The organism is Streptococcus sp. 5905, assembly GCF_013276505.1.
Taxonomy (GTDB): Bacteria; Bacillota; Bacilli; order Lactobacillales; family Streptococcaceae; genus Streptococcus.
Genome location: NZ_VMLC01000005.1, coordinates 20,454 through 32,539 on the forward strand (window position 1 = coordinate 20,454; position 12,086 = coordinate 32,539).

At 46.9% G+C, this 12,086-nt stretch carries 10 protein-coding genes; all 10 read left to right on the top strand.

All coding sequences use genetic code 11. The features are described from left to right. The first annotated feature begins 29 nt into the window (after positions 1-29). The 10 genes from HT680_RS07890 to purK all read left to right on the top strand — a co-directional run bounded on the left by HT680_RS07890 (position 30) and on the right by purK (position 12,057). A complete protein-coding gene (locus HT680_RS07890; protein WP_173259502.1) occupies positions 30-3,755 on the top strand; it encodes a phosphoribosylformylglycinamidine synthase in 3,726 nt (1,241 codons plus the stop codon). Between the two features lie 12 nt (positions 3,756-3,767). Continuing rightward, positions 3,768-5,210, top strand: a complete 1,443-nt coding sequence (gene purF, locus HT680_RS07895) for an amidophosphoribosyltransferase (protein ID WP_173259504.1) — start codon at positions 3,768-3,770, stop codon at positions 5,208-5,210. A gap of 40 nt (positions 5,211-5,250) precedes the next feature. Continuing rightward, positions 5,251-6,273 carry a phosphoribosylformylglycinamidine cyclo-ligase gene (gene purM / locus HT680_RS07900; protein WP_173259506.1) on the top strand — a complete coding sequence of 341 codons (1,023 nt, stop codon included), beginning with the start codon at positions 5,251-5,253 and terminating at the stop codon, positions 6,271-6,273. Beyond that, complete coding sequence (purN, locus tag HT680_RS07905; RefSeq protein WP_173259508.1) at positions 6,270-6,821, top strand: phosphoribosylglycinamide formyltransferase; 552 nt, start codon at positions 6,270-6,272, stop codon at positions 6,819-6,821. The genes purM and purN overlap by 4 nt, the downstream gene beginning before the upstream one ends. 44 nt (positions 6,822-6,865) lie before the next feature. Beyond that, positions 6,866-7,330 carry a GNAT family N-acetyltransferase gene (locus HT680_RS07910; RefSeq protein ID WP_000571268.1) on the top strand — a complete coding sequence of 155 codons (465 nt, stop codon included), beginning with the start codon at positions 6,866-6,868 and terminating at the stop codon, positions 7,328-7,330. 1 nt (position 7,331) lies between these two features. Beyond that, the gene (purH, locus tag HT680_RS07915; protein WP_173259510.1) at positions 7,332-8,879 is read left to right on the top strand and encodes a bifunctional phosphoribosylaminoimidazolecarboxamide formyltransferase/IMP cyclohydrolase; all 1,548 of its coding nucleotides are present in this window, start codon (positions 7,332-7,334) and stop codon (positions 8,877-8,879) included. 121 nt (positions 8,880-9,000) lie between these two features. Continuing rightward, positions 9,001-10,263 carry a phosphoribosylamine--glycine ligase gene (gene purD, locus HT680_RS07920; RefSeq protein ID WP_173259512.1) on the top strand — a complete coding sequence of 421 codons (1,263 nt, stop codon included), beginning with the start codon at positions 9,001-9,003 and terminating at the stop codon, positions 10,261-10,263. Between the two features lie 94 nt (positions 10,264-10,357). Beyond that, positions 10,358-10,474 carry a phosphoribosylaminoimidazole carboxylase gene (locus HT680_RS09280; protein WP_326845923.1) on the top strand — a complete coding sequence of 39 codons (117 nt, stop codon included), beginning with the start codon at positions 10,358-10,360 and terminating at the stop codon, positions 10,472-10,474. 28 nt (positions 10,475-10,502) lie between these two features. Then, positions 10,503-10,991, top strand: coding sequence for a 5-(carboxyamino)imidazole ribonucleotide mutase (gene purE / locus HT680_RS07925; protein WP_000805610.1), 489 nt, complete (start codon positions 10,503-10,505; stop codon positions 10,989-10,991). After that, positions 10,978-12,057: a 5-(carboxyamino)imidazole ribonucleotide synthase gene (purK, locus tag HT680_RS07930; RefSeq protein ID WP_173259514.1), complete on the top strand. Its 1,080-nt coding sequence runs from the start codon at positions 10,978-10,980 to the stop codon at positions 12,055-12,057. Before purE ends, purK begins: the two co-directional genes overlap by 14 nt. Positions 12,058-12,086 lie beyond the last annotated feature (29 nt).

Below are 12,086 nucleotides of genomic sequence, written 5' to 3' on the forward strand. Positions count from 1 at the left end.
CAAGAGCTGAAATAAAGGAATAAGAATTGATGGATAAACGTATTTTTGTTGAGAAAAAGGCTGATTTTCAGGTCAAGTCAGAGAGTTTGGTAAGGGAACTCCAGCATAACTTGGGACTTTCAACTTTGAAAAGTATTCGCATTGTGCAAGTTTATGATGTCTTTGATTTGGCTGAGGACTTGTTTGCGCCTGCAGAGAAACACATCTTCTCTGAGCAGGTGACCGACCATGTATTGGACGAAGCGGCCGTGCAAGAGGATCTTGCTAACTATGCTTTCTTTGCCATTGAAAGCCTGCCAGGGCAGTTTGACCAACGTGCAGCTTCTTCACAGGAAGCCTTGCTTTTGCTGGGAAGTTCGAGTGACGTGACGGTCAACACAGCCCAACTTTACTTGGTTAATAAAGATATTGATGCGACTGAGTTGGAAGCGGTCAAGAACTACTTGCTCAATCCAGTTGATTCTCGTTTCAAGGACATCACGACAGGGATTGCCAAGCAGGAATTCTCAGAGTCAGACAAGACCATTCCTAAATTGACTTTCTTTGAAAGCTATACAGCAGAAGACTTTGCTCGCTACAAGGCAGAGCAAGGGATGGCCATGGAAGTGGACGATTTGCTCTTTATCCAAGACTACTTCAAGTCAATCGGGCGCGTGCCAACGGAAACAGAGCTTAAGGTTTTGGACACTTATTGGTCCGACCACTGCCGTCACACGACTTTTGAGACAGAGTTGAAACAGATTGATTTCTCAGCTTCTAAATTCCAAAAGCAATTGCAAGCGACTTATGACAAGTATATTGCCATGCGTGATGAGTTGGGGCGTTCGGAGAAACCACAAACCTTAATGGATATGGCGACTATTTTCGGTCGTTATGAGCGTGCTAATGGGCGTTTGGACGACATGGAAGTGTCAGACGAAATCAATGCCTGCTCGGTTGAAATCGAAGTGGACGTTAATGGTGTGAAAGAGCCATGGCTTCTTATGTTCAAAAACGAAACCCACAACCACCCAACGGAAATTGAGCCATTTGGTGGCGCGGCTACTTGTATTGGTGGCGCCATTCGTGACCCGTTGTCAGGCCGATCTTACGTTTACCAAGCCATGCGTATCTCTGGTGCGGGTGATATTACGGCTCCGATTTCGGAAACGCGTGCTGGTAAATTGCCACAACAAGTCATTTCTAAAACAGCGGCTCATGGGTATTCTTCATACGGGAACCAGATTGGTCTGGCAACGACTTACGTTCGTGAATACTTCCACCTAGGCTTTGTAGCTAAACGCATGGAGCTTGGTGCTGTTGTTGGCGCCGCTCCTAAGGGTAACGTTGTCCGTGAAAAACCGGAAGCGGGCGATGTGATTATCCTCCTTGGAGGCAAGACCGGCCGTGATGGTGTCGGTGGTGCGACAGGGTCTTCTAAGGTTCAAACAGTTGAGTCTGTGGAGACTGCTGGTGCTGAGGTTCAAAAAGGGAATGCCATCGAAGAACGCAAGATTCAACGTCTTTTCCGTAATGGCGATGTCACTCGTCTTATCAAGAAGTCCAACGACTTTGGTGCAGGTGGTGTCTGTGTGGCCATCGGTGAATTGGCAGACGGTCTTGAAATCGACCTTAATAAGGTTCCTCTTAAATACCAAGGTTTGAACGGTACAGAAATTGCCATTTCTGAATCACAAGAACGGATGGCAGTTGTGGTGCGTCCTGAAGACGTAGATGCCTTCGTTGCGGAATGTAATAAAGAAAATATTGACGCTGTTGTTGTGGCAACAGTGACTGAAAAACCAAATCTAGTCATGCACTGGAATGGTGAAACGATTGTCGACTTGGAACGTCGTTTCCTTGATACAAACGGTGTGCGCGTAGTCGTTGATGCCAAGGTTGTGGACAAAGATGTCAACCTTCCAGAAGAGCGCACAACAAGTACTAACACACTTGAAGCAGATACTCTTGCGGTTCTGTCTGATCTCAACCATGCGAGTCAAAAAGGATTGCAAACCATCTTTGACTGTTCGGTCGGTCGTTCAACGGTCAATCACCCACTTGGTGGTCGCTACCAACTCACACCAACTGAAGCATCTGTTCAGAAATTGCCAGTTCAGCACGGGGTGACTCACACTGCGTCTGTCATGGCCCAAGGATTCAATCCATATGTGGCAGAATGGTCTCCATACCACGGTGCGGCTTATGCGGTTATCGAAGCAACTGCTCGTTTAGTGGCTGCTGGTGCAAACTGGTCCAAGGCTCGCTTCTCTTACCAAGAGTACTTTGAGCGCATGGACAAGCAGGCAGAGCGTTTTGGTCAGCCGGTAGCAGCTCTCCTAGGTTCTATTGAAGCACAAATCCAACTTGGCTTGCCATCTATCGGTGGTAAGGACTCTATGTCTGGTACCTTTGAAGAATTAACCGTACCACCAACCTTGGTTGCTTTTGGGGTGACGACAGCAGATAGCCGCAAGGTGCTCTCTCCTGAGTTCAAGACTGCTGGTGAAAACATCTACTACATCCCAGGCCAAGCCCTCTCTGCAGAGATTGATTTTGACTTGATTAAGCGCAACTTTGCTCAATTTGAAGCCATCCAAGCTGGCCACAAAGTAACATCTGCATCAGCTGTTAAATACGGAGGTGTCCTTGAAAGCTTGGCACTTGCTACCTTTGGAAATCATATCGGTGCAGAGGTGACCTTGCCTGAACTTGAAACAGCCTTGACAGCTCAATTAGGCGGATTTGTCTTTACATCTCCTGAAGAAATCACTGGAGTAGAGAAAATCGGTCAAACAAAAGCAAACTTTACACTCCTTGTCAACGGTGTGAAGCTAGATGGACAGAAACTTGACAGTGCCTTCCAAGGTAAACTGGAAGAAGTTTATCCAACAGAATTTGCCCAAGCTAAAGAATTGGACGAAGTGCCAGCTGTCGCTTCTAAGGCAGTCATCAAAGCCAAGGGAACTATTGAAAAACCTGTGGTTTACATCCCAGTCTTCCCAGGTACCAACTCGGAATATGACTCAGCCAAGGCCTTTGAAAAAGAAGGTGCAGAAGTCAACTTGGTGCCATTCGTGACCTTGAATGGAGAAGCCATTGTCAAGTCAGTTGAAACCATGGTTGACAATATCGGCAAGGCAAACATTCTCTTCTTTGCAGGTGGATTCTCAGCTGCGGATGAACCGGATGGATCAGCTAAGTTTATTGTCAATATCTTGCTCAATGAAAAAGTGCGTGCAGCCATTGATGGCTTTATCGCTCGTGGTGGCTTGATTATCGGTATCTGTAATGGGTTCCAGGCCTTGGTCAAATCAGGTCTTCTTCCATACGGAAACTTCGAGGATGCAAGCAGCACTAGCCCAACCCTTTTCTACAATGATGCCAACCAACACGTGGCTAAGATGGTGGAAACTCGGATTGCCAATACCAACTCGCCATGGTTGGCTGGTGTGCAAGTGGGCGATATCCACGCTATTCCTGTTTCGCACGGTGAAGGGAAGTTTGTCGTGACAGCTGAGGAATTTGCAGAGCTCCGTGACAATGGACAAATTTTCAGCCAATACGTTGACTTTGAAGGCAAACCAAGTATGGATTCTAAGTACAATCCGAATGGTTCGGTAAATGCCATCGAAGGAATTACCAGCAAGAATGGTCAAATCATCGGTAAAATGGGACACTCAGAACGTTATGAAGACGGTCTTTTCCAAAATATCCCAGGAAATAAAGACCAGCACCTGTTCGCGTCAGCTGTGCGTTATTTCACGGGGAAATAAAAGGTATAAAAAATGACATACGAAGTAAAATCTCTTAATGAAGAATGTGGTGTTTTCGGTATCTGGGGGTATCCAGATGCTGCTAAATTGACCTATTTTGGTCTCCATAGTCTTCAGCACCGTGGTCAGGAGGGGGCAGGAATCCTCTCCAATGATCAAGGACAATTGAAGCGTCATCGTGATATGGGGCTTTTATCAGAAGTGTTCAGAAATCCAGCTAATTTGGATAAACTAACTGGAACGAGCGCGATTGGGCATGTGCGTTATGCGACTGCTGGCGAAGCTTCTGTGGATAACATTCAGCCCTTCCTCTTTCGCTTTCATGATATGCAGTTTGGGCTGGCTCACAATGGAAATCTGACCAATGCCGAATCGCTCAAGAAAGAATTGGAACAAAGAGGTGCTATTTTCAGCTCAACCTCTGATTCAGAAATCTTAGCTCATTTGATTCGTCGTAGTCACAATCCTAGTTTGATGGGCAAAATCAAGGAAGCGCTCAGTCTTGTCAAAGGTGGCTTTGCTTATATCTTGCTTTTTGAGGACAAGTTGATTGCGGCGCTTGACCCTAATGGCTTCCGTCCGCTTTCGATTGGGAAAATGACCAACGGAGCGGTAGTGGTTTCCTCCGAAACCTGTGCTTTTGAAGTTATTGGTGCTGAGTGGATTCGAGATTTGAAGCCTGGAGAGATTGTGATCATTGATGATAAGGGCATCCAGTATGATAGCTATACAGATGATACACAGTTGGCGATTTGCTCTATGGAGTATATCTATTTTGCTCGCCCCGATTCCAATATCCACGGTGTCAATGTCCATACAGCTCGCAAACGTATGGGAGCTCAATTGGCGCGTGAATTTAAGCATGAAGCGGATATAGTGGTCGGTGTGCCAAATTCATCACTCAGCGCAGCCATGGGATTTGCGGAAGAGTCTGGTCTGCCAAATGAAATGGGGCTGATTAAAAACCAATACACGCAACGAACCTTTATCCAACCGACTCAAGAATTGCGGGAGCAAGGGGTACGGATGAAACTGTCTGCCGTTTCGGGTGTTGTCAAAGGCAAACGTGTGGTCATGATTGATGATTCCATTGTTCGTGGGACAACCTCTCGCCGTATCGTTCAGCTTTTGAAAGAAGCGGGTGCTTCTGAGGTTCACGTTGCTATTGGAAGTCCTGCGCTAGCTTATCCATGTTTCTACGGGATTGATATCCAGACTCGTCAGGAGCTGATTGCTGCCAATCATACGGTCGAAGAAACTCGCCAAATCATTGGTGCGGATAGCCTGACCTATCTTTCTGTTGAAGGTTTGATTGATTCGATTGGTATTGAAACAGATGCTCCGAACGGTGGTCTCTGTGTCGCTTACTTTGACGGCGACTACCCAACTCCTCTCTACGACTATGAGGAAGAATATCGTAGAAGTTTGGAAGAAAAGACCAGTTTTTACAAATAGGCGGATAACGATTTTCCATTAAAGGAAAGGAATGAACAAAATGACGAATAAAAATGCTTATGCGCAGTCTGGTGTGGATGTTGAAGCGGGTTATGAAGTAGTTGAACGAATAAAAAAACATGTGGCTCGCACGGAGCGTGCGGGTGTCATGGGAGCTCTTGGTGGTTTCGGTGGCATGTTTGACCTTTCAAAGACAGGTGTCAAAGAGCCGGTCTTGATCTCAGGGACTGACGGTGTCGGAACCAAGCTCATGCTGGCTATCAAGTACGACAAGCACGATACCATCGGGCAGGACTGTGTGGCTATGTGTGTCAACGATATTATTGCTGCAGGTGCGGAGCCTCTTTACTTCCTCGACTATGTGGCGACAGGGAAGAATGAACCAGCCAAGCTAGAACAAGTCGTCGCTGGTGTGGCAGAAGGTTGTGTGCAGGCAGGCGCTGCCCTCATCGGTGGGGAAACGGCTGAAATGCCTGGTATGTATGGCGAAGATGACTACGACTTGGCTGGTTTTGCAGTTGGTGTGGCTGAAAAATCTCAAATCATTGACGGCTCAAAGGTGGCAGAAGGCGATGTTCTTCTCGGGCTTGCTTCAAGTGGGATTCACTCAAATGGTTACTCACTTGTTCGTCGTGTCTTTGCCGACTATACAGGTGAGGAAGTCTTGCCAGAATTGGAAGGCAAGAAACTCAAGGAAGTCCTGCTTGAGCCGACTCGTATCTATGTCAAGGCTGTCTTACCGCTCATCAAAGAAGAGTTGGTCAACGGTATTGCCCATATCACTGGTGGTGGCTTTATCGAGAATGTCCCTCGTATGTTTGCGGATGACCTAGCTGCGGAAATTGAAGAAGACAAGGTCCCAGTGCTTCCGATTTTCAAGGCTCTTGAAAAATACGGTGAAATCAAGCATGAGGAAATGTTTGAAATCTTCAATATGGGTGTGGGACTCATGTTGGCAGTTAGCCCTGAAAATGTAGCTCGTGTCAAGGAATTGCTGGATGAACCAGTCTATGAAATTGGTCGCATCGTCAAGAAAGAAAACGAAAGTGTCATTATCAAATGAAAAAAATAGCGGTTTTTGCCTCTGGTAATGGGTCGAATTTTCAGGTGATTGCCGAAGAATTTCCGGTGGAGTTTGTCTTTTCAGACCATCGTGACGCCTATGTGCTCGAGCGTGCAGATAAGCTCGATGTTTTGTCCTATGCTTTTGAACTCAAGGAGTTTGAGAACAAGGCAGACTACGAAGCAGCCCTTGTCGAACTCTTGGAAGAACACCAGATTGACTTGGTTTGCCTCGCCGGCTACATGAAAATCGTTGGGCCAACCTTACTTGGAGCCTACGAGGGGCGTATTATCAATATCCATCCAGCCTACCTGCCCGAATTTCCAGGAGCTCATGGGATTGAGGATGCTTGGGATGCTGGGGTTACTGAGAGTGGCGTGACCATTCACTGGGTGGATTCAGGTGTAGATACTGGAAAGATTATCAAGCAGGTCCGTGTGCCACGGCTAGATGATGATACTATCGAAAGCTTCGAAGCTCGTATTCATGAGGCTGAGTACAAGTTGTATCCAGAGGTGCTGGATAGCTTGGGAGTGGAGAGAAGGTAAGAAGTAAATCAAGTTTTGATTGCGCAATCTTGCTAGGAGAAAAAATGATTGAACTGAAATTGGTAGATGAGAGCAGTTTTCAGGCAGTGCTGGATTTGAAAATATCAGAAGCTGATGAACGAGCACGTTTCGTAGCTCCAAATGTGCGCTCTTTAGCTGATGCATGGCTCTACCGGAAAAACGAAGATGTGTTTCCGATGGCAATCTATTGGGATAAGCAAGTGGTTGGCTTTCTCCTGCTAGAAATAGACAAGGATGAAGCGGAATACTTTATCTGGCGGATAATGATTGGTCAGCAGTACCAAGGAAGAGGTTATGGTCGAAAAGCCTTGGAAGTTCTAATCAAAGAGGCCCAGATGGATAGAGCTTGCAGTCATATTACCGCAGATTATGTGGTTGGAAATGAAAAAATGAAGCACCTGTTGACTAGTCTGGGTTTTCAGGAAACAGGATTTATAGAAGAAAATAACGAAGTCGCTATGCGCTTGGATCTAAAGAAAGAGGAATAGAATGACGAAAAAAGCCTTAATCAGCGTCTCAGACAAAGCGGGCATTGTTGAATTTGCCCAAGAACTTAAAAAACTCGGTTGGGAGATTATCTCGACAGGTGGGACCAAGGTTGCCCTTGATAATGCTGGGGTGGAGACCATTGCGATCGATGATGTGACGGGCTTCCCAGAAATGATGGACGGTCGTGTCAAGACCCTTCACCCAAATATCCACGGTGGTCTCCTCGCTCGTCGTGACTTGGATAGTCACCTGGAAGCGGCCAAAGACAATCAAATCGAGCTCATTGATCTTGTAGTGGTCAATCTCTATCCTTTCAAGGAAACGATTCTCAAACCAGATGTGACGTACGCTGATGCAGTCGAAAACATCGATATCGGTGGTCCGTCTATGCTTCGTTCAGCAGCTAAAAACCACGCCAGCGTAACGGTTGTGGTAGACCCTGCTGACTATGCAGTGGTGCTTGACGAATTGGCAGCAAATGGTGAAACGACTTATGAAACTCGTCAACGTTTGGCAGCCAAGGTTTTCCGTCACACAGCAGCTTATGATGCCTTGATTGCAGAATACTTCACAGCTCAAGTGGGTGAAGAAAAACCTGAAAAGCTCACTTTGACCTATGACCTGAAGCAACCAATGCGTTATGGGGAAAATCCTCAGCAGGATGCGGACTTCTACCAAAAAGCTTTGCCGACAGACTACTCAATTGCATCAGCCAAACAGCTCAACGGTAAAGAATTGTCCTTCAATAACATTCGTGACGCTGATGCTGCCATTCGTATTATCCGTGACTTCAAAGACCGTCCAACCGTTGTAGCTCTCAAACACATGAACCCGTGCGGTATCGGTCAAGCTGATGACATCGAAACTGCTTGGGACTACGCATATGAGTCTGACCCAGTGTCTATCTTTGGTGGCATTGTCGTCCTTAACCGTGAGGTGGATGCTGCGACAGCTGAGAAGATGCACGGCGTTTTCCTCGAAATCATCATCGCACCAAGCTATACGGATGAAGCGCTAGCCATTTTGACCAACAAAAAGAAAAACTTGCGTATCCTTGCCTTGCCATTTGACGCTCAAGAGGCTAGTGAAGTGGAAGAGGAATACACAGGTGTGGTCGGTGGACTTCTGGTGCAAAACCAAGACGTGGTCAAGGAAAGCCCAGCTGACTGGCAAGTGGTGACCAAACGCCAACCAACTGAGACAGAAGCGACAGCCCTTGAGTTCGCTTGGAAAGCAATTAAGTACGTCAAATCAAACGGGATCATCATAACCAACGACCACATGACACTTGGTGTTGGCCCAGGTCAAACCAACCGAGTGGCTTCTGTTCGCATCGCCATTGACCAAGCTAAAGACCGCCTTGACGGAGCTGTTCTTGCTTCCGATGCCTTCTTCCCATTCGCCGATAACGTGGAAGAAATCGCTAAAGCAGGAATTAAGGCTATCATCCAGCCGGGTGGCTCTGTCCGTGACCAAGAATCCATCGAAGCAGCGGACAAATATGGCTTGACTATGGTCTTCACAGGCGTGAGACATTTTAGACATTAAGAAGACAAAAGGGAGGAGAACAGTTTCTTTCCTTTTTTTGCTTAAAAAACGGAGCGGAACGAGATTAAAACGAACGTTTGTGATATAATATTAGTAAATAATTCGCAAAAGAGGTTGAAAGATGAAGCTGTTGGTTGTCGGTTCGGGTGGTCGTGAACATGCGATTGCTAAGAAGTTGCTTGAATCAAAAGATGTTGAAAAGGTCTTTGTAGCTCCAGGAAATGACGGGATGACTCTGGATGGGCTGGAGTTAGTAAATATCTCTATTTCCGAACATTCTAAGTTAATTGAATTTGCAAAGGTCAACGATATCGCTTGGACCTTCATTGGGCCGGATGATGCTCTTGCCGCTGGAATAGTGGATGATTTCAATGCAGCAGGCCTCAAGGCTTTTGGTCCGACTAGGGCTGCAGCCGAGCTGGAGTGGTCCAAGGATTTCGCAAAGGAAATCATGGTCAAATATGGTGTTCCGACAGCAGCCTATGGCACTTTTTCAGATTTCGAGGAGGCCAAGGCCTATATCGAGGAGAAAGGCGCTCCAATCGTCGTCAAGGCGGATGGATTGGCTCTTGGGAAAGGTGTCGTCGTTGCTGAAACGGTTGAGCAAGCGGTTGAAGCCGCTCATGAGATGCTCTTAGACAATAAATTCGGTGATTCTGGTGCGCGTGTGGTTATTGAGGAATTCCTTGACGGGGAAGAGTTCTCTCTCTTTGCCTTTGTCAATGGAGACAAGTTCTACATCATGCCAACGGCTCAGGATCACAAACGTGCCTACGATGGCGACAAGGGGCCTAACACTGGTGGCATGGGTGCCTATGCGCCAGTTCCTCACTTGCCACAGAGCGTGGTTGACACAGCGGTCGAGACCATTGTCAAACCAGTTCTTGAAGGGATGATTAAAGAAGGTCGTCCGTATCTTGGTGTCCTCTACGCGGGGCTTATTTTGACTGCTGACGGACCTAAGGTTATAGAGTTTAACGCTCGTTTTGGAGATCCTGAAACTCAGATTATCCTGCCTCGTCTGACATCTGATTTTGCTCAAAATATCACAGATATCCTCGATGGCAAGGAGCCGAGCATTACTTGGACGGACAAGGGCGTGACTCTGGGTGTGGTTGTCGCATCAAACGGTTACCCGCTAGATTATGAAAAGGGTGTCAAGCTTCCAGCCAAGACCGAAGGCGACATCATCACCTACTATGCAGGGGCTAAGTTTGCGGAAAATAGCAGAGCACTGATATCAAACGGTGGACGTGTCTACATGCTAGTTACCACAGCAGACACCGTCAAAGAAGCCCAAGAAACCATCTACCAAGAACTCTCCCAACAAAAAACAGAAGGCCTCTTTTACCGAACAGATATCGGAAGTAAGGCTATTAAGTAAAGATATAAGAATAACGCGACGAAGTCGCCAAATACGATAATGGTCGTTTGATTTGCGAGCATTAGCGAGCTGATATAGAGCAATCACCGCCGTTGTGAAAGAACGATTGGATTATAAGCCAATCGTTCAGGGAAATCGGAAGACCTTGGGCTTCCGATTTAGGCATGAGACAACTTTGGTGGCTGCTGCCGTCCCTCACAACCTAAGGTGATTGTTGAAAGGAAGAAAAAGGAGAAGAAATGAAACCAGTAATTTCCATCATCATGGGCTCAAAATCCGACTGGGCAACCATGCAAAAAACAGCAGAAGTCCTAGACCGCTTCGGTGTAGTCTACGAAAAGAAGGTTGTCTCTGCCCACCGTACACCAGACCTCATGTTTAGACATGCGGAGGAAGCACGTAGTCGTGGTATTAAGGTCATTATCGCGGGTGCTGGTGGCGCAGCCCATTTACCAGGTATGGTTGCTGCTAAAACAACCCTTCCTGTCATCGGTGTACCTGTCAAATCGCGCGCTCTTAGTGGCGTGGATTCACTCTACTCTATCGTTCAGATGCCAGGTGGGGTACCAGTCGCAACCATGGCCATTGGTGAAGCAGGTGCGACCAATGCGGCCCTCTTTGCACTCCGTCTCCTTTCAGTAGAAGATCAGGCTATCGCGACAGCTTTAGCAGATTTCGCAGAAGAGCAAGGAAAAATCGCAGAGGAGTCTACCAATGAGCTCATCTAAAACAATCGGAATTATCGGTGGCGGTCAGCTAGGGCAGATGATGGCCATTTCTGCTATCTACATGGGGCACAAGGTCATCGCGCTGGATCCTGCGGCGGATTGCCCAGCTTCTCGTGTGGCAGAAATCATCGTGGCTCCTTATAACGATGTGGATGCCCTTCGTCAGTTAGCTGAGCGATGCGATGTTCTGACCTATGAGTTTGAAAATGTCGATGCTGATGGTCTTGATGCTGTTATCAAGAATGGTCAGCTCCCTCAAGGGACAGACCTACTCCGCATTTCTCAAAATCGCATCTTTGAAAAGGATTTTCTCTCAAACAAGGCACAAGTCACTGTGGCACCTTACAAGGTCGTGACCTCAAGCCAAGACTTGGCAGATATTGACCTATCGAAAAACTATGTTCTCAAGACTGCGACTGGTGGCTATGATGGGCATGGACAAAAGGTTATTCGCTCAGAAGCAGATTTAGAAGAAGCTTATGCACTAGCGGATTCAGCAGATTGCGTTTTAGAAGAATTCGTCAATTTCGACCTTGAAATTTCTGTCATTGTGTCAGGAAATGGCAAGGACGTGACAGTTTTCCCGGTTCAGGAAAATATCCACCGCAACAACATTCTTTCGAAAACCATTGTCCCTGCTCGCGTTTCAGAAAGTCTAGCAGCCAAAGCCAAAGTCATGGCAGTACGAATCGCAGAGCAACTGAACTTGTCTGGAACTCTTTGTGTGGAAATGTTTGCGACCGCTGATGACATCATCGTCAATGAAATTGCGCCACGTCCACACAATTCTGGCCACTACTCCATTGAAGCCTGCGACTTCTCCCAGTTTGACACCCATATTCTCGGTGTTCTCGGAGCACCATTGCCAGCTATCAAACTCCAAGCGCCCGCTGTTATGCTCAATGTTCTCGGTCAGCACGTCGAGGCTGCTGAAAAATATGTCACAGAAAATCCAAGCGCCCACCTCCACATGTATGGTAAAATAGAAGCGAAGCACAACCGCAAGATGGGGCATGTGACTTTGTTTAGTGATGAACCAGATAGTGTGGATGAGTTTGGGGAGTAAGACAAAATTCAGAAAAGTAATTTTTATAA